Source organism: Streptomyces sp. NPDC058880, from assembly GCF_042742535.1.
Taxonomy (GTDB): domain Bacteria; phylum Actinomycetota; class Actinomycetes; order Streptomycetales; family Streptomycetaceae; genus Streptomyces.
On record NZ_JBHYMC010000065.1, the window covers coordinates 1 to 18,686 of the forward strand.

Here is an 18,686-nt window from a genome sequence, read left to right on the forward strand (position 1 = left end):
GCGCAGGGCCGAAGGGCCCTGCGCAGCGACCGAACGGGACCGAACACGGCGGGGCGGGGCGAACCCCCCGCCTGAATTCCAAGCCAGACTTCTCCCGCAAGATCACCTTCGTCGTCCACGGCGATCTCGCCAGTCAGTTCGTAACCGACTCGCACCGGGAGTACAGCAAGAAACTCGTCCTCGCCGCACGGGAACGCGAGCAAGGACATCGCGGATGCGTGGTGGACGGGAACGGATTCGTCGACTTGATCGATGGATATCCCGCGCCCTGCCGAGAGCTGCAACGGGCCCAGGGCGCGGACGACGGCGTCTTCGTCCTTACCCGGTCCGAAGACTGAACCGAGATGGACCTCGCTCACGGAAGCCAGCGAAATCATGCTCACGTGGGCTCCCGGCTTCGCCGGATGCTGAGCCAAAGACTCAGCCCCTGCCATGCGCAGCAGGCCCCCGGCGCAGGCGACACACCAGCTCGGAGAAGACCCGAACCACCCCGACTACGCTCCCCGGCCCAGTCACCAGCAGGTGCCGGGCAGCCCTCTTCGGGACGGCAGGTCCTGCTCATTCCGCCTCGGGCCCTGCCCCGCGGCTCCATTCCCGATCGGCGTCCAGAGCCGTGGGCAGGGTCGGGTAGATGCGGTCGGCGCCCACAGAGGCGGTCAGGCCGTATGCGTCCAGGTCCTCGCGGAGTTCCTGCTTGACCCTTGCCGGGACCAGGACGACGCCCTGGTCCTTGAGTTCCTGACGGAGTGCGTCCACGGCGTCCAGCGCCGTGATGTCCACCTCCATGTTCGCCTCGGTGTTGAGGACGAACCACCGTGTGGGAGAGGTCTGCTCGTCGATCGCTGCCAGGGCACGAGGCGGAAGTTCTCCGCGTTGGCGAAGAACAGCGGCGAGTCGTAGCGGTAGATCACCAGCCCCGGAACGGTCCGCGCCGTCGGGTAGTCGTCCACGTCGTGCATGCCGGCGAGCCCGGGCACCATTCCTTCCACGGCGTCGTGCGGGCGGGCCACGCTGGCCAGCAACTCGACCACGGACAGGGTCACGGCGACAAGGACCCGTACAGGATGCCGAGGGCGAGAACGCCCAGAAGGCAACCGAGTGCCAGGAGCAGTTCGCGTCGGCGAAAGGCCGCGAGGCGCCGGAACTCGCCCAGTTCGACGAGGCGGACGGCGGCATAGGCGACGATGGCGCCGAGCACGGCGCTCGGCGCGAGTACGCCTCCGAGCGCGTGAGGGACTCCAGGTCCATCGGGGGGAGCTTCCAGCGCCGCAGCGGGTCCTCCGCCGGGCGCGGAACCGCTCCTCCTGCACTGCGTCGCTGGCGGAGAACCAGTACTTGCGGAGCAGGATCCCGTCTTCGACGAGCATGTGCTCGAAGAGCGGGCACTGGCGCAGGAAGAGCCGGTGTTCCGCGGGTGTGCAGAAGCCCATGACGTGCTCGACTCCGGCGCGGTTGTACCAGCTGCGGTCGAACAGGACGATCTCGCCGGCAGCCGGCAGGTGCTCGACGTAACGCTGGAAGTACCACTGGCTGCGCTCCCGCTCCGTCGGAGTGGTCAGGGCCGCGATGCGTGCGCCCCGGGGGTTGAGGTGTTCCGCGACACGCTTGATCGTGCCGCCCTTGCCCAGCCGCGTCGCGGCCCTCGAAAACGACCACGAGCCGAGCGCACTCCGCACGCACCCACTCCTGGAGTTTGATCAGCTCCGTCTGGAGCCGTAGCAGCTCGTCCTCGTAGACCGCGGCGCTTCGGTCAAGTCAGTCTCGGCTGGCATCCGCGCGCAACGATGCCCATCGGGCCTGGGCGTGTCGATACGCTGACCGTGGATCGGGCCACCGAGCGAGCCGTCGGAGGGAAAGCACGTGGGTGTGAGGGATCCGTTGACGCAGGTACCGCGGAGGCGACTGGACGAGCTGCTGGACGAGCTCCAAGCGCGCATCGACGAGGTGCGAGGCACCCGGGACCGGGTGCACAGCCTCCTGGAAGCCGTGGTGTCGGTGGGGCGGGAACTGGAATCTCGCCCAGGTGCTCCGGCGGATCGTGGAGGCCGCCGCGCTGCTCGTCGACGCCGAATACGGCGCGCTGGGAGTGATCGGCCCCGACGGCCGGACTCTCTCACAGTTCCTGACCGTGGGGCTCACGGATGAGGAGATCGCCGAGATCGGTCCCTTGCCGGCGGGCCACGGCCTGCTCGGGGAGGTCATCCACCACCCGGAACCGCTGCGCCTGACGGATCTCGGCGCGCACTCCTCCTCCTACGGCTTTCCGGCCCATCACCCGCCCATGCGCGCCTTCCTCGGTGTGCCGATCCGGGTCCGCGACGAGGTGTTCGGCAATCTCTACCTGACCGACAAGCGTGGCGGGATCGACTTCGACACCGAGGACGAGACGGTGATCTCCACCCTCTCGGTGGCGCCGAAAGGGTCGGCCGGGCGGTCGACGACCTGGACGAAACGATCAAGATCATCCGGTCGACGATCTTCGGGCTGCGCACCAAGGACCGCGAGGGCGGTCCTGGTCTGCGGGCGCGCGCCGCCCGTGCCGTCGGCGACGCGGCCACCACCCTCGGTCACCCGCCGCGCCTGAGCATGGAAGGCCTGCTCGACACCGACGTACCTCCACAGATCGCCGACCACGTCATGGCTGTGCTGGGCGAGCTGCTCAGCAACGCCGCCCGCCGCGCACAGGCGACCCGGGTCGGAGTGACCCTCAAGGCCGGCCAGGGCGAGATCGTGCTGACCGTCTCGGACAACGGGACGGGCATTCCGGCCCAAGGCCGCAGAAGCGGCCTGCTCAACCTCGACGAGCGGGCGCAGAGCCTGGGTGGCTCCTTCACTCACGAGACTCCGGAGGACGGGGGTACAAGGCTCGTCTGGCGGGCTCCCCTCTCCACCGGGGGTTGAGGACCGGGGCACGGCATCAGCCCCGGTCCGCGGGCACGGGCTGCGCCGGGTCCGCCTCCAACCGGAACCTGGTGACGAGATCCGGACGGATGAGCGGCGCGACCGATCCCATCAGCATCTTCCTGCTCGACGACCACGAAGTCATACGCCGGGGAGCGCACGACCTGTTGGACGCCGAGCCCGACCTGACCGTGGTCGGTGAAGCCGGCACGGCGGAACAGGCGCTGATCCGCATCCCCGCGCTGCGCCCCCGGGTCGCGATCTTGGACGTACGGCTCCAGGACGGCGACGGGGAGAGCGTGTGCCGGGAATTGCGCTAGCGGATGCCCGAGCTGGCCTGCCTGATGCTCACGTCGTTCGACGACGGGGAGCACTGCTGGACGCCGTGATGGCCGGGGCCTCCGGCTACGTGCTCAAGCAGATCACCGGCACCGACCTCGTGACCGCCGTCCGGACGGTGGCCGCCGGCCAGTCGATGCTCGACCCCGGGGCCACCACGCGGCTGATGGCCCGCATGCGCGGCGACGTGCCCAAGGAGGAGCAGGCCCCGGGGCTACCGGGCTTCACGGACCGGGAGAAGGAGATCCTGCTCATGGTCAGCGAGGGTCTCACCAACCGGGAGATCGGCCAACGGCTGTACCTGGCGGAGAAGACCGTCAAGAACATCATCTCGCGGCTCTTCATCAAGCTCGGCGTGGAGAGGCGCGTCCAGGCCGCGGTGATCGCCAGTCACGCGCCGACCCCGCCCGGTCGGCACCCGGTCCGGCCGGGGAGTAGGAACCGTCCACGGGACGGGCCGGGCACGCCGTACGACGGCGGGCCCGGCTTCAACCGTCGATTCGGCGTCAGTGGTGCGGGACGACAGCGACGGGGCAGGCCGCGTGGTGGAGCACGGCATGGGCCACCGAACCGATGCGCGTACCCACCGCCGACTCGCGGACCCGGCGGCCGACGACGACCAGCTGGGCGTCCGAAGCCTCGGACAGCAGCACGTGGCCGGCGCTGCCCCGCTCCACGTGCGCGACGACCTCGACCTCGGGAAACCTCAGCCGCCACGGCTCCAGCGCCTGGTCCAGCGCGGCCTTCTCGAACGGCTCCAGCCCGCCGAACTGCTCGGCGATCCACATCGAGCCGGGGCTGTATCCGTACACCGGGGGCAGGTTCCAGGCCCGGACGGCGCGAAGCGGTACCTTGCGCGCCGCGGCCGCCTCGAACGCGACGCGTAGTACCTCGGCGGACTCCTCCACACCACCCTGCTGTCCCACGACGACCTCGCCCTCCTCCGGCACGGCCAGCGGCCTGGCGTGGGCGGAGCGGACGGAGACGACGGGGCACTCGGCGGCAGCGATCACCTGCTGACCGTAGGAGCCGAGCAGGAAGCCGAGCAGGGCTCCGTGCCCGCGGGTGCCGAGGATGAGCATCTCGGCTTCCTTGGCGGTGCGCAGCAGGGCCGGCACGGGCGCGTCGCACAGGACTTCCGCGGTGAGCGCGAGCGACGGGTACCGGTGGGTGAGCTCCTGCTCGACCTCCTTCAGGATGTCATCGGCGCGGCGGGACTCGGTTTGGCGGTCCTGGACGATCGGAACGGCGAGCGGCTGCCACAGCCAGGCGTGGACCACCTGCAGGGGCAGGTCACGCCGTACGGCTTCGCGCGCGGCCCAGTCCGCAGCGGCCCGGCTTTCCGGGGATCCGTCCACTCCGACGACAAGGGTGCGCTTCACAGGTCTGTCCTCCGTATTGATGTGCGAGGCATCGGGGTCCGCCAGCGGGACTCACGTTGCTCGTGACCGGCAGGGGCGGACAAGGGCCGACGGTCCCTTCTCGAGGGCCGGTCCTCCTCTCGCGGCCGCACCTCGGCAGGTGCAGCAGACGAAGAACCTCCTGGTGAGCTGCTCCCCGAAGAAGCTCGGCTTCTTTGTAGAGCCTGAAAGACGGCGCCTGACCTGGGCTTTCGCCCGTCAGGCGCCGTCGGCGCGACCCGCTCGACACGGGTGCCAACTCTTTCTGTTCCTCCTCTCCCCCGATCGCGGTACGCGTCAGCCGGCCCGAAGACCGACCGCCAGCGTCAGCTCGAGGACCCGGTGTGGCGATGCGAGATCCGGAAACAGCTCCCGCAGCTGCGACATCCGGTACCGGACGGTCTGAGGATGGACGAACAACGCCGCCGCCACCTCGTCCCGCCTGCCGTGGTGAAGCAACCACGCCCGCAACGTCTCCTCCATCCGCCGTGCGGTCGCGACAGGCAAGGTCCGCAACGGTGCGAGGGCCCGGGCCCGCAGGTCTGCGAACGCGTCCGCGTCGGCGCTCAGCACCAGCTCGGGCAGGTGGTCCTCGGTGTCCCGGATATCCGGGGAGAGGGAGCGCGCGCGTGCGGCTCGTGCGTACGAGGCGGACGCACGGGTCCATGGCCGGGCCGGGCCCACCACGGCGGTGCGGTCGGTCAGCTGCCGCAAGAGGTGCGACCGGTCGGCATCGGGGACGAGCAGCACGCCGTAGGCGTCCGGCAGGTCGTCGAGGACGAGGGTGCCCGGGTCGAGCGTGCGGTAGGCGGGCCGGGTCTGGGCGGCGGGCAGCAGGACGGCGGTCAGCGTAACGGGGGGCTGCCACCCGGCCCGTTGAACAGCGGCCAGCAGCACATCCTGGCTCGCGCCGGCGAGGAGGTCGCGGGCCAGGTGTTCCAGGTGGCGCTCGTGGTCCCGGCCCCGGGCGGCCAGTTCGTCGGCGTGGCCCGCGGCGCTGGCGGCGGAGAGCTCGTCGATGTAGGCGAAGGTCAGCTCGGCGAACTTGGCGACCTCGGCGGCGGGCAGACCTGCGGGTACGGCACCCGCTGCCAGGCATCGCCAGGCCACGCGGGCGCCGACGCGGTAGGCACTGAGCAGGGCGTCCATCGAACGCCCGTCGCGCACCTCGCCCCGGCCCAGCTCGTAGGCCGCGTCACCGGCGTCGCCGCCCGTGGCGTTCCCGCTCGCGAGGTCCAGATAGTGCCCCAGGGCGGTGCGGACCGCTCGGCGGATGGTGACGCCCATGCGGCCCGAAAGGGCGTTGGCGTAGGGAGGGACCTCGTCGATGATCGCCTGGACGACCTCGTCGGCGGTGGTCGTCAGCGCGGCCCGGAGTGCGGTGACCGTTGTCGGGTCCAGAGCCGGTTCGGTGACCCTCCGGATCGGATGGCTCATGTCTTTTATTCCCTGCGAACAATTCAGCCGGCCAGATTTACGTCCTGCGGTCAGGACTTTACGCCCTGAGGCGCATCAAGCTGGGGTCATGACGAGTGCAGCCCTCCGCAGTAGGGCGTGGAAACTGCTGGAGATGGTCACGACGCCGCTGCTGCCGTCGGACTACCTCGACCTGGTCAGCCCGCTGCGTGCGGGCGCGGACCTGCGGGGGCGCATCGAGGCCGTGCACCCCGAGACGGGGGACGCCGCGACCATCGTGATCAGGCCGGGAAAGGGCTGGCGCGGTCACACGGCCGGCCAGTACGTGCGGATCGGGGTCGACGTCGACGGCAGGCGCCTGTGGCGCGCCTACTCCATCACCTCGCCGGCGAACCGCCGGGACGGCCGCGTCACGATCACCGTGAAGGCGATCCCGGACGGCAAGGTCAGCAACCACCTGGTCCGCAGGGCACAGCCGGGCACGCTGGTCCAGCTCGACCAGCCCACCGGCGACTTCGTACTGCCGCGGGCCCGGCCCGCCAAGGTGCTCTACCTGACGGCCGGCAGCGGCATCACGCCTGTGATGGGCATGCTGCGTGACACCGAGTTCGACGACGTCGTCATGGTCCACAGCGCGCCACGCCCACAGGACGTGATCTTCCGTGACGAACTGCACGACCTGGTCGCGGACGGGAAGCTGCAGCTCACCGAGGTGCACACGGACACGGACGGCGTGCTCGACATCACCCGTCTCGCCGAACTGGTACCCGACTGGGCCGAGCGCGAGACCTGGGCCTGCGGACCCGCGGGCCTGCTCGACGCCGCCGAGGAGTTCTGGAGCGAACACGGCGTCGCAGAGCGCCTGCACACCGAACGTTTCCGTGCCGCCCTCGTCGTCGCCGGTGACGGCGGCGAGGTCACCTTCAGCGCCACCGGCAAGACCGTCGAGGCGGACGGCGCCACGCCGCTGCTGGACGTCGGCGAGGAGGCCGGCGTGCTCATGCCGTCCGGGTGCCGCATGGGCATCTGCTTCGGCTGCGTCACGCCGCTCAAGGCGGGCGCCGTCCGCGACCTGCGCACCGGCGAGATCACCGAGGCCGAGCCGGGCGTCCTCATCCAGACCTGCGTGTCCGCCGCGGCGGGCCCCTGTGACATCGAACGGTAGGAGCACCTTGACCGCCATCGACCCCACCGCCCACCTGACCGCGGAGCAGATCGAGGAGCTCGGCCGCGAGCTGGACGCGATCCGCGACGAGGTGATCGCCAGCCGGGGCGAGAAGGACGCCGCCTACATCCGCAAGGTCATCTCGGCGCAGCGCAAGCTGGAGCTGGTCAGCAGGGGCGTGCTGCTGTTCTCGTTCTTCCCGCCCGCTTGGCTGATCGGCACGGCCGGACTGTCCGTGGCGAAGATCATGGACAACATGGAGATCGGGCACAACATCCTGCACGGCCAGTGGGACTGGATGCGGGACCCGAAGATCCATTCCACCACCTGGGAGTGGGATCACGTATCGCCGTCCGACCAGTGGAGGCATTCGCACAACGAGCTGCACCACACGTACACCAACGTGATCGGCAAGGACAACGACCTCGGCTACGGCATCATGCGCGTCGACGAGGACCAGAAGTGGCACCCGTTCCATCTCGGCCAGCCGTTGTGGAACTTCATCAACGCCTGCTTCTTCGAGTACGGCATCGCGGCGTACGACCTGGAGCTCGGCAAGAACCTGCACAAGCGCCGCCGCAAGGACCCGGAGTTCCGGGCGCGGGCCAGGGCCGTGGGCCGCAAGATCCGCAAGCAGGTGCTCAAGGACTACGTGATCCACCCGCTGCTGTCGGGCCCGTCCTTCCTCACCACGCTCGCCGCGACGTTCACAGCGAACCTGGTCCGCAACATCTGGTCCCACTCGGTGATCATGTGCGGGCACTTCCCCGAGGGCGTCCAGGTCTTCGAGCGCCGGTCGATCAAGGGCGAGACGCGCGGCCAGTGGTACCTGCGCCAGATGATGGGCTCGGCGAACATCAGCGGCAGCCGGGCCATGCACTTCATGACCGGCAACCTGTCGCACCAGATCGAGCACCACCTGTTCCCGGACCTGCCGAGCAACCGGTACGCCGAGGTCGCGGTGAAGGTGCGCGCGCTGTTCGAGAAGTACGAGCTGGAGTACGTCACCGGGCCCCTGCCCAAGCAGGTGTTCTCCGCGTGGCACAAGGTCTTCCGGCTCTCGCTGCCGAACAAGAAGCCCAAGGTCGATGCGCCGGACCGCGAGCAGGAGCTCGTCGCTGCCTGACTTCCGGTATCGGTTCGGATCTTCCGGCCGTACCGCAGGCACCGCCGGCCAAGATCCGGACCACTTCCGGGCCAGCCCCTGTGAAAGCGAACTGACCGCACACCGTACGGCGTGAACCCTCGCGTACCCCCGGGAAGCAGCTCTCCCGGGGGTACGCGCGTCCCCGCACCTCCGGCTCAGGCCGTCGGGCGCGGGCACTCCGGCAGCGCCGGCCGCTCCTTGGTGCGCACGGCGGGCAGCCAGGCCACCGGGGGACCAGACCCGGAAGGGAGCCGGACGCGGAACCAGCGGGTGGACCACCGGGCCTCCTCGTCGACGATGGGCTGCCCGTCGGGGACCTGGCAGTCGGCGGCGAGCACATCGCCGTGCCACACCCTGGTCGGCACGACGTTGTCCGCCGTGTACGGCCGTACGGGATCGATCGCCAGCCCCAGACTGCACCCGGGGTGCCGGTCGACCCGCTCGCGGCAACTCCGCTCCGCGTTGAACACCCGGATCGTGCCGGCCGTCGAGCCCAGGACGTCGGGCGGCACGGACCCGACCGGCCGCACCGCGTCCGAGCACAGGGCCGCGGCGGCGAACCCGCACATCGCGGTCGCGAGGACGGCGGCGCGGGCCCGGACCCGCTGACGCCCGCCGGCGGGCGTCTTCTGACGGCCGGCGATGCGGGCGAGCAGGCTCTCGGCGGTGTGCGGCGCCCGCGCCTCGTGGGTCGGGGCGAGACAGTCGGCGGCCAGCTCCCGCCAGAACGGCGGCACCGCGTGGTCCATCCGCAGCGGCGCCCGCCCCTCGCCGTACTCCTGGACCGCGGCGCCTCGCGCCACCGGCGTGGCGCCGGAGAACGGCGAACCGCCCGACGAGAACACCTCGTGGACGACGATGCCCAAGGCCCAGATGTCCGCGGTCGGCCTGATCCGGACGCCGAGTTCGCCGAGGGGCGCCCGCCAGCGCTCAGGCGGCAGATAGTCCAGGGTGCCCATCGGCGGGGCGTACCCGTGGGTCCCCGTGAGCTCGGTCGCGAGGCCGAAGTCCGACAGCTTCACCGAGCGGTCGGCACCCAGCAGGACGTTCTCCGGCTTGAGGTCGGCGTGGACCCAGCCCGACCGGTGGAGATGCGCGAGCCCCTCGCAGATTCCCGCGATCAGCGGTCCCCGGTCCGCCTCGGGCACCCCCGCGTCGAGGAGTTCGCGCAGGCTGCCGGAGGCCCGTTCCATCACGAGCACGATCGCGCCGTCCACGGCGGGCCGATCGGGCGCCGCGAGCACGAACGAGCCGAGGAGACCGATCAGCCGGGGATGCCCGACCCTGCTCCCGAGCTCGACCTCGCGGCGGGCGGACTCCATGATCCTGCGCGCCTGCCGGGGCGCGAGTCCCGCGGTCGGCATGATCTTGAGCGCGACCTCGGCGGGGCCCGCGGGCCCGTCGGCCGGCCGCGCCGCGTAGACGGTGGACCACCCCCCGGACCCGATCAATTCGGAGACCACCCAGCCTCCCACCCGGTAGCCGGGTGGGAGTTCGTCCGAACGGTCGTGCCCCGCGATGCCTCCCGGGACGCCCGGGGAGGTCACGAGGCGCCCTGCCGCTCCCGCCCGCCGGCCCCCGTCAGGGGCGGCAGCAGCGCGAGGTGCTCCTCACGCACGAGCCCGAACCGCAGGGCGAGCCCGACGATCTCCTCCCGCTTGCCGTTGCGGCGGTCCCCCTTGCCGGACTCCCCGGTGGCGGGGCCCGCGATGCGCAGCTTCTCCTCGGCCAGGTAGTCGATGTGCGAACTGACCGCCCGAGCGGTCAGCGTGCCGCACGTGACGTGACCCCTGAGCCGCTCGACGATCTGCGGGGTGGTGGGCACCGCGACCCGGGACTGGTCCCGCAGACGCGGCTCGCAGAGCGCGACGAGAACGAGGAAGTACGTGGCCGTCTCGTCCAGGGAGTACGCGGTCACCGTGCTGTTCCCCCAGGGGACGTCCGTGGCCTCCGGGTCGAGGAACACATGGTCGGGGGCGAACACCTGGAAGGAGACGGTGGCGTCACCCCGGGTGGGCAGCACCACCCGGGAGAACTCGAACGGGATGGGCGCCCCGACCCGGCGCGGCGGAATCCTCAGGTACTCGCCCGCGCCCTCCGGGTTCTCCACCAGATAGCTGTGGCCGGCGCTGTAGTTCGTCAGCTGCCAGTGGTCCTGGGTCACCCGGATCTCCCCGGCGAGCCGCGAGATCGCCGGGTCGTCCAGGACCAGCTCGACGGGGACCGCGGCGGAGCCCCGTCCGAAGCGGGCCACCTCGCCCGGGCCGAGCCGGAGCGTCACCGCGTCCCCGCCCGGCTCGCCGCCGTCGGCGCCTCCCGTACCTCGCGGCAGATGGACGACTACGCCGCTCACCCGTTCCCCCGTTCCCCCGGCCGTACTCTCGGACGAGCCGAACGATACTCATCCGTAGGGGGAGTTCACCGTCGTACTTTGGCCACCTCGTCCGGACGGGCCGCCCAGCGGCCGGAGCCACCCGCCACGACGGTGCGCGGGGCGCCCCGGAGCCTCTCCCCCGTGACTCCGTGCGACGCGGACTGCCGGGGACCTTCTCGCCGGCCCAGGTCATGTCGGCGCCGTGAAATGAGCCGCCATGTGGGACTGTTTCCGTTCCTCCGCCGAGCAGTTGGGACGTGGAGCGTGCACCGGGGAGAGCGGGAGACGGGCCGTGTCCGCGCGCCGCCGGAGCGGCGGACCGGCCGGGCCGGGGCCGGCCGCCGCCGCCGGGCCCGGGGCCGCACAAGGTGGGCAACGTCACCGTGAACGGCGGGCGGAATCCGGGTCCGGGGCCCTCACAGGTGTCCGGAGGCGGCCTATGTCACCGTTCACGTGGCGAGATCCGTACGCTCCGCTCACAGAGCGGGAGCATGCGACACCAGCGGCGCCACCGCACGCTCGCCGAAGGAGGTCCACGGCCGCCACTCGCCGCTCGGCCGCTCCTGGACACGGGTCCGGATCCGCCCCGCGGCGGTCACGGCGAAGACGTGCAGCCGCCCGGCCGGGTCGCGTACGGCCGTGGGGGTGGCGACGAGCCGGACACCGGGCTCGCCGAACTCCCGCTCGGGGCCCCAGTCACCGCCCGGAGCGAGCTGCCAGCGGTGACTCAGCCGGGCGCCGCCCGGAGCGAGCGAGAACGCCTCCAGGCGGCCGTCGGCGTTGGCGGCGAACGCCGGGACGGCGGCGCTCCATCCGAACATCGGCAGCCATGCGTCCCAGCCGCCGCTCGGCGCGGTCTGCCGCCGGGTGAAGGTCCCGACGCCCGACGGCCCGATCGCGGCGACCGCGAGCCGGCCGCTGCCGTCCTCGGCCACCCGGGGCGCGGAGCCCGCCGCGGTGCCGTACGGGTGCCATGCCGGGGTCCACGGCCCGCCGGGGGTCTCCTGCCACCGGTGGACGATCCCGGCGCCGCCGGGCGCGAGGGCGAACACCTCGAGCCTGCCGTCGGCGTTCGCCGCGACCACAGGTGGCGCGCCCGCCGCCGGACCGAAGCCGGGTTCCCACGGATCCCAGGCCAGTGCCCCGGGCGACCGCTGCCGGCGCCGTGCGAAGGACGCGCCGCCCGGGCTGAGGGCGAAGACCTCCAGCCGGCCGGCCGCGTCACGGGCGACGGCGGGCGCGGCGCCGGCCGGGCCGCCGAACCCCTCCCAGTCGTGCCACCCGCCGTCCGGGCTCTGCACGCGGAGGTTGAGGTGGATGCCGCCCGGGGCGATCGAGAACACCTCCAGCCTCCCGTCGTGTCGCGGCCGAGGGAGGGAACCGCGCCCGCCGGGCCGCCGAACGGCTCCCACTCCGACCAGCCGTCGCCGTACGGGTCGAGCTGGACGCGCCGCAGCATCGAGCGGTCGGCGGCGTCGAGCGCGAACAGCGTGAGGCGGCCGTGCACGTCGAGCCCGGCCACCGGGTGGTCGGGGCTCTGCCACGGGACCGGAGTGTCACGCCACTGGAGCGGCGCGAGGAACAGTCCGTTGCGGAACCAGCCGGCCGCGCTCGCGTACCAGGTGCCCCCGTCGTCGATGACCTCGACGGCGTGACCGGCCACATGCCCCGCGTACCCGGCGAGTTCGAAGCGGAAGGGGTCCCGCGACGCCAGTACGTCGGTTCCCTCGTAGCCGCCCCGCGGGCCGATGAACAGGTAGTACCAGCCGTCCCGTCGGACGACGTACGGCGACTCGGTGACCGAGACGGTCGCGTCCGTGCTCGCGTCGGTGAAGGCGACGCCCGGCTCGCTCCAGTGCGTCAGGTCGGCGGACCGCCGGTGGGCAACGACGTGGTGCCCACCCGGCCCGGAGAGCTCCGTGTAGTACATGACCCACTCGTCCCCCACCCGCAGCACCATCGGGTCACGCGCCGCGAGGCCCCGGAACAGCGGGCCGGACGGTACGCGGGTCCAGGTGAACAGATCGGTCGACGTGGCCAGGTTGACGGCCGCCCCGCTCGCGCCGCCTGCGGCGTAGAACATCCAGAACGTGCCGTCGGCCTCGACGACGTGCGGCGCCCACAGGTGCTCCTCACCGAAGTAGGACCGGTCGATGGTGAGGGCGTCGGCGTGAGTGGTCCACGGACCCAGCGGGCCCGGGGCGGAGGCGTGGGCGAAGGAGATCTCCGCCGAGCTGTCCGGCGCCTCGCCGCGCGGCGCGCTGTCGCCGACGATGCCGAAGACGTGCCAGCGGCCCCGCGCCCTGATCAGCGTATGGTCGTTGAGATAGCGCGGGCCGGCGGGGGTCGACGGGTCGTGGACGTACGCGAAGGGGCCCGCGCCGACCCACGAGGGCGCCGGGGCGTCACCGGTGGGCGAGGCGACGGCCGGGGAGAGGCCGAGCAGGGGCAGCGCCCCGGCTCCGGCCACACCCCGCAGCACACTCCGTCTGCTGATCGGAAACACGGATCTGATCCTTCCGGGTGAGCGGTCAGCCCTGGCCGGGGCCGGGGGAGCCGCCCAGCCACTCCCAGCCGGACCAGCTGGAGAACCCGGTCTGCCAGATGTGGAAGGTTCCGGAGGGATTGGTCCCGAAGACCTCGATCCGGCCGTCGGCGTTGGAGGCGGCGGTGACCTCCGTACCGCCGGAGCCGAAGGGGGCCCAGTCACTGTAGGGGGCGTTGACGGCGGTCTGCCAACTGTGCATGGCGGTGGTGCCGTTCATGGCGAAGACCTCGACGCGGCCGTCGGGAGTGCGTTCGCTGGTGAGCTGCGCGTCGGCCGGGCCGCCGGTGCGTTCCCAGCCCGACCAGCCGGAGGGCCCGGTCTGGTACCGGTGGAACACGCCGACCGGACCCGAGGCGAAGACCTCCAGGCGGCCGTCGGCGTTGTGGTCGACGGTCAGGTCGTGGCCGCCTTCGCCGAACGGGCCCCACGCGGACCAGCCGCCGCTGGGCGCGGTCTGGTAGCGGTGCTGGAAGGTGGTGCCGTTGAGGGCGAAGACCTCAAGGCGTCCGTCGGGAGCCTTCCCCATCTCCACACGGCTGTCGGCGGGGCCGCCGCCCGTGGACTCCCAGCCCGACCAGCCGCCGTTGGGGGCGAGCTGATACCGGTGGAACAGCCCGACCGGGCCGGAGGCGTAGACCTCGATGCGGCCGTCCGCGTTGACTCCGGCCGCGGTGTCCCGGCCGCCCTCGCCGAAGCCCTCCCAGTGCGACCAGCCGCCGGACGGGCTCAGCTGCCAACGGTGCTGGAAGGTGGTCCCGTTGAGCGCGAACAGCTCCAGCCGGCCGTCGGCGTTGGGCGCGAGCGCGAGCTCGGCGCCGGCGGGACCGCCCAGCGACTCCCAGGGCGACCAGTCGCCGTTGACCTCCCGCTGCCAGGCGTGGTGGATGCCGTCGGCCCCGGCCGCGAACACCTCCAGACGCCCGTCCGCCGACCGCGCCGACACGACCCGGCCCGACTCCGACGGATACACGAGCGGCTTCGGCCGCGGCCCCGTGCCCGGGGTGCAGGGCAGCACGACGCCGCGTTCGGCGAGATAGACCTCGGGGTCGACGCCGTAGGAGGCGGACGAGTCCCCCCAGATCCGCAGATGCAGGTGGGGGCCGGTGGAGTTCCCCTCCGAACCCATCAGGGCGATCTGCTGGCCGGCCACGACACGGTCGCCGGCGAAGACGTCCCGCCGGGACATGTGCCCGTACTCGGAGATCCGCCCGTCGGGCTGCTGGATCCGGATCCACTGGCCGTAGCCCGGCTCGTACCCGGAGATGGTCACCTCGCCGTCGGACACGGCGTAGATCGGCGTCCCCACCCCGTTGGCGACGTCGACGCCGTTGTGCCCGGAGTGGAAGTGCTGGGACACGGGCCCCGCCGCCGGGCACGCCGCGGTGGAAGCGGCTGATGCGACCGAAGCGGCGGGAACGGTGGATCGGACGGACGCGGTGGAAGCGGTGGTCCGGGCCGCGGCCGGGGCCGCAGCGGGCACCAGGGCCGGCAGCAGCAGGGCGGCCGACGCCGCGAGCACGGAGCTCACCGCGCGGCGGGAAAGTCCACGAAGCACAGGAAGCTCCTCCAGGGGCGCGGGCCGCCGACCGGGTGGCGCGGGCGGGCGGTAGGGAACGTAGCAACGCCCCGACGGCCCGGAGACCCCGGAAGGTTACGGGGTGACAGCCGGCCCCGCCTCGGGTACCGGATCGCCCGTCGGCGGTGGTCCATCATCGGGATTTCATCGCCCCTTCCTAGCGTGACCGCGTTCGCACGAGGAGCGGTACGAAGGGGAGGACGGGCCGATGGCACGGACGCGAGCAAGAGCGAGGCTGCCGATGGCGGTGGCGGCCGCCGTCGCGGTGATGAGCACGATGGCCGCCACGGGCTCCACGGCCGCCACCCGGCCGGCGGCGGGACCGGACAGGCCGACCATCCGGTACACCGAGTACGGCATCCCGCACATCATCGCCTCGGACTGGGAGGGCCTGGGCACCGGCTACGGATACGCGGCGGCCAAGGACAACATCTGCACCCTGGCCGACACCTATCTGATGGTCAACGCTCAGAGGTCCCGCCATCTGGGGCCCGACGGCAGGGCGAGCCCCGGCCAGAACCAGAACACCACCACCAATCTCAAGAGCGACCTGTACTTCCAGCGGATCAAGGACGACGGGGTGGTGGAGCGGCTGATCGCACAGCCCGCCCCCGACGGCCCGGAGCCCGAGGTCAAGGAGGCCATCCGGGGCTACGTCCAGGGATACAACCGGTACCTGTCCGAGACGGGCGCCGACGCCCTTACCGACCCGGCCTGCCGGGGCGCCGCCTGGGTGCGGCCGATCACGGAACTCGACGTCTACCGGCACGCGCACGCCGAGATCATCATGGGCAGCGCCGACGCGCTCCTCGACGGCCAGGTCGACGCCGCGCCCCCGGGGGCGGCGTCCGCCCCCGCGAAACCCGCGTCCTCGCCCAAGGAGACCGCGGCGAAGATCAGTTCCGCGCTGGCGGTGAGCCGGCAGCAGAGCATGGGCAGCAACGCGCTGGCCGTCGGCTCGCAGGGCGTCTCCGGCGGCACCGGCATGCTGCTGGCCAACCCGCACTTCCCGTGGCAGGGCAAGAACCGGATGTGGCAGAGCCATCTCACCATCCCGGGCAAGGTCAACGTCTCCGGGGCGAGCCTCCTGGGACTCCCCGCGGTGAACATCGGGTACAACGACGACGTCGCCTGGAGCCACACGGTCGCCACGGTCGCCCCGTTCGGGCTCTTCGACGTCCAGGTGGATCCGCTCAACCCCACCACGTACCTCGTCGACGGCGTCTGGGAACAGATGACCTCGCAGCAGGTCACCGTCGACGTGCGAAAGTCGGACGGCTCCCTCGGCAAGGTCACCAGGACCCTGTGGTCCACCCGTTACGGCCCCGTCACCACGTCGATGCAGGGGGTGTCGCTGCCCTGGGTGGTCAGCGCGCACGCCGTGCGCGACGTCAACATGAACAACCTGCGGGCGCTGAACACCTGGTTCCGTCTCGACCAGGCCAAGGACGTCGAAGACGTCGTCAACACCCTGGAGACCACGCAGGGCGTCCCCTTCTTCAACACGATCGCCGCGGACCGCAAGGGCAAGGCGTTGTACGCGGACATCCAGGCCACCGCGAATATCACCGACGCGCACGCCCAGTCGTGTCTCACGATGACCGGCCAACTCCTCTTCAATCAGCCGCTGAGGCTGCCGAACGTGCCGCCGATCTCCATCTTCGACGGCAAGCGGAGCGCGTGCGACTGGCCCGACGACCCGAACGCGGTCGCGCCGGGACTCCTCGACCCGCGCAAGCAACCCCGCCTGATCCGGGACGACTTCGTGGGCAACGCCAACGACAGCGCCTGGCTGGCCAACCCCGACCAGCCGCTGACCTTCCCCCGGGTGATGGGCGACGCCCAGGCACCCCGCTCGCTGCGCACCCAGGAGCTCATCCTGACCGCCCGGAAGCGGATCGACGGCACGGACGGGCTACCGGGCAGGGGCTTCACCCCGGAGACCATGGGGAAGCTGCTGTTCGCCGACAACAGCCGAGCGGCCGACCTCGCCCTCGACGCCACCGTGGCGATGTGCAAGAGCGTGCCCTTCGGGCTCATCCTCGTGGACGGCACCCTGGTCAACGTGAGCGAGGCGTGCCCGATCCTGGCCGCCTGGAAGAGCCACGACTACACGGCGGACAGCCGGGGTTCCCTGCTATTCGCGAACTACTGGGCCTCCCTGCAGGGCGGACAGGGCATCGAGAAGCTCCCCTGGCGGGTCCCCTTCGACCCCAAGGACCCGGTACACACACCGAATTCGCTGGACTCCGGCAGCTCCGCCGTCCGCGACGCGTTCGGCCGGGCCGTCCTCGCGATGCGCAGGGCGGGCATTCCGTTGAACGCGCCGCTCTCGGACGTCCAGAAGGTCACCCGCGGCGGCGAGCAGATTCCGATCCACGGAATGATCGGCGAACTGGGCGTACTCAACGTCATCACCATGGGCCAGGTCGACGGAAAGACGAACGTCGTCTTCGGGTCCAGTTTCATCCAGCAGGTCCGGTTCACCGCCGAAGGGCCGCCGCAGACCCGCTCCGTCCTGGCCTACTCCCAGTCCGCCGACCCGAACTCGCCGCACCACGCCGACCAGACCAGGCTCTTCTCGGCCGGCCAGTGGGTGACCGAGCGGTTCACCGAGGAACAGATCGCGGCGTCACCGGCCCTGGTGGTCAAGGTCCTCGACTGATCCGACGCACGGAATCCGAAGCGCAGACAGAGCATCACAAGAGAGGGAGCACAGTGAGAGGAACAGCGAACGTCCGGCGCACGGCGCTGGCATGGGTGTTTGCCGTCCTGGCCGTGGTCACGGTCATACCGGCGGCCTCGGCACAGGCCGCCGACGACGGCACGCCGCCCCCGATGGCGAACGGGTTCGGCCTGACGCAGGTCGGCACGGCGACGGGCGACGCGACCGAGTTCTACCTGACCGTGACCACGCCCGAGGTCGCGGAGGAACAGCACATCAAGATCATCCTGCCGAAGACCTACTACGACGACCCGAACCGGCGCTATCCGGTGATGTACTTCCTGCACGGATCACCCGACGACCCGATCCAGCAGAACTATCCGGCGCTGCGCATGTCGGACCGGATGATCACCGTCATCCCGGACGGCGGCGCCCGGGGCTGGTACGCCAACTGGCTCAACCAGAAGACCGCCGCCGGTGCCCAGAACTGGGAGAACTTCCACCTCAAGCAGGTGATCCCGTTCATCGACGCCAACCTGCGGACCATCGCCACCAAGAAGGCCAGGGCCGTCGCCGGTGTCTCGATGGGCGGGTTCGGAGCCCTCCACTACGCCCAGGCGCGCCCGGACCTCTTCAGCCAGACCGCGTCCCTGTCCGGCGACATCGACCTGTCGGTGCGGTCCATGGACCTGCGCCTGGCCGTCGTCGCCTCCCTCGTCGCCTACGAGCCCTCCGTGGACAGCGACGCCGCGTTCGGCTCGCCGTACCCGGTGTTCAACGCCGACTGGCGGTTCAACGAGGTCGACCCCTCGCAGCACATGGACCGGATCAAGCAGGGCGGGATCGGGGTCTCGATCTACGTGGGCAACGGCGGAGGCTCGGTCACCGACCTGGAGTTCTGGCTGGAGGGCGCGGCCAAGCACGTCAAGAACGCCATGGACGCGCTGGGCATGTCGTACCACTACGTGAACTACGGCGACGGTTCCGGCTGGGGCACCCTGTGCAACGGCGGCCACAACGCCGGCTGCTGGGAGGAGGACCTCCGGGACCTGGTTCCCCGGCTGGAGAGGCACTTCGCCTCCTGACGCCATGAGCCCGCCGTCGTCCCGTACCGCACGAGCGGTACGGGACGACGGCGGGCTCGCACCATCCGCC

At 71.3% G+C, this 18,686-nt stretch carries 11 protein-coding genes and 5 pseudogenes; 6 read left to right on the top strand and 10 right to left on the bottom strand.

The annotated features are described in order from the left end of the window. The 3 genes and pseudogenes from ACFW2G_RS27540 to ACFW2G_RS27550 form a co-directional block, all read right to left on the bottom strand. Nucleotides 1–383 (bottom strand): hypothetical protein (locus tag ACFW2G_RS27540; RefSeq protein WP_384681080.1); only part of this gene is annotated, 383 nt, incomplete at its 3' end. A 175-nt stretch (nucleotides 384–558) separates the two neighbouring features. Further along, nucleotides 559–1,207: pseudogene (locus ACFW2G_RS27545) on the bottom strand (STAS domain-containing protein); the annotation flags it as partial. Continuing rightward, a pseudogene (locus ACFW2G_RS27550) lies at nucleotides 1,207–1,734 on the bottom strand (polyphosphate kinase 2); the annotation flags it as partial. The pseudogenes ACFW2G_RS27550 and ACFW2G_RS27545, both read right to left, overlap by 1 nt. A gap of 126 nt (nucleotides 1,735–1,860) precedes the next feature. Between ACFW2G_RS27550 and ACFW2G_RS27555 the strand changes: the two are divergent. Next, nucleotides 1,861–2,901, top strand: a pseudogene (locus ACFW2G_RS27555) (GAF domain-containing sensor histidine kinase). A gap of 89 nt (nucleotides 2,902–2,990) precedes the next feature. Continuing rightward, nucleotides 2,991–3,637, top strand: a pseudogene (locus ACFW2G_RS27560) (response regulator); the annotation flags it as partial. A gap of 109 nt (nucleotides 3,638–3,746) precedes the next feature. Here the strand turns inward: ACFW2G_RS27560 and ACFW2G_RS27565 are convergent. Both ACFW2G_RS27565 and ACFW2G_RS27570 read right to left on the bottom strand, forming a co-directional pair. Then, nucleotides 3,747–4,622 (bottom strand): universal stress protein, encoded by an 876-nt coding sequence (locus ACFW2G_RS27565; protein ID WP_384584158.1) that lies wholly within the window; start codon nucleotides 4,620–4,622, stop codon nucleotides 3,747–3,749. A gap of 315 nt (nucleotides 4,623–4,937) precedes the next feature. Continuing rightward, nucleotides 4,938–6,077: a helix-turn-helix domain-containing protein gene (locus ACFW2G_RS27570; protein WP_037928783.1), complete on the bottom strand. Its 1,140-nt coding sequence runs from the start codon at nucleotides 6,075–6,077 to the stop codon at nucleotides 4,938–4,940. A gap of 133 nt (nucleotides 6,078–6,210) precedes the next feature. On the opposite strand from ACFW2G_RS27570, the gene ACFW2G_RS27575 reads away from it, so the two are divergent. Both ACFW2G_RS27575 and ACFW2G_RS27580 read left to right on the top strand, forming a co-directional pair. Beyond that, on the top strand, nucleotides 6,211–7,221 hold the full coding sequence (locus ACFW2G_RS27575) for a ferredoxin reductase (protein ID WP_037928785.1): 1,011 nt from the start codon (nucleotides 6,211–6,213) through the stop codon (nucleotides 7,219–7,221). A 7-nt stretch (nucleotides 7,222–7,228) separates the two neighbouring features. Beyond that, nucleotides 7,229–8,347, top strand: coding sequence for a fatty acid desaturase family protein (locus ACFW2G_RS27580; RefSeq protein ID WP_384455499.1), 1,119 nt, complete (start codon nucleotides 7,229–7,231; stop codon nucleotides 8,345–8,347). 176 nt (nucleotides 8,348–8,523) lie between these two features. Here the strand turns inward: ACFW2G_RS27580 and ACFW2G_RS27585 are convergent, their stop codons facing one another. The 5 genes and pseudogenes from ACFW2G_RS27585 to ACFW2G_RS27605 form a co-directional block, all read right to left on the bottom strand. Next, on the bottom strand, nucleotides 8,524–9,915 hold the full coding sequence (locus tag ACFW2G_RS27585) for a serine/threonine-protein kinase (protein WP_384584161.1): 1,392 nt from the start codon (nucleotides 9,913–9,915) through the stop codon (nucleotides 8,524–8,526). Further along, a complete protein-coding gene (locus ACFW2G_RS27590) occupies nucleotides 9,912–10,721 on the bottom strand; it encodes a serine/threonine protein kinase (protein ID WP_172671409.1) in 810 nt (269 codons plus the stop codon). Before ACFW2G_RS27590 ends, ACFW2G_RS27585 begins: the two co-directional genes overlap by 4 nt. Nucleotides 10,722–11,218: 497 nt before the next feature. Then, nucleotides 11,219–12,085: a hypothetical protein gene (locus ACFW2G_RS27595; RefSeq protein ID WP_384584209.1), complete on the bottom strand. Its 867-nt coding sequence runs from the start codon at nucleotides 12,083–12,085 to the stop codon at nucleotides 11,219–11,221. A gap of 461 nt (nucleotides 12,086–12,546) precedes the next feature. Further along, nucleotides 12,547–13,248: pseudogene (locus ACFW2G_RS27600) on the bottom strand (glycosyl hydrolase family 32); the annotation flags it as partial. 25 nt (nucleotides 13,249–13,273) lie between these two features. Further along, entirely contained in the window at nucleotides 13,274–14,845 is a 1,572-nt protein-coding gene (locus ACFW2G_RS27605) for a peptidoglycan DD-metalloendopeptidase family protein (protein ID WP_384584164.1), read from the bottom strand. Nucleotides 14,846–15,074: 229 nt separating this feature from the next. Between ACFW2G_RS27605 and ACFW2G_RS27610 the strand changes: the two genes are divergently transcribed. Further along, complete coding sequence (locus ACFW2G_RS27610; RefSeq protein ID WP_384584167.1) at nucleotides 15,075–17,531, top strand: penicillin acylase family protein; 2,457 nt, start codon at nucleotides 15,075–15,077, stop codon at nucleotides 17,529–17,531. 53 nt (nucleotides 17,532–17,584) lie between these two features. Beyond that, nucleotides 17,585–18,616 carry an alpha/beta hydrolase gene (locus ACFW2G_RS27615; protein ID WP_384455512.1) on the top strand — a complete coding sequence of 344 codons (1,032 nt, stop codon included), beginning with the start codon at nucleotides 17,585–17,587 and terminating at the stop codon, nucleotides 18,614–18,616. Nucleotides 18,617–18,686 lie beyond the last annotated feature (70 nt).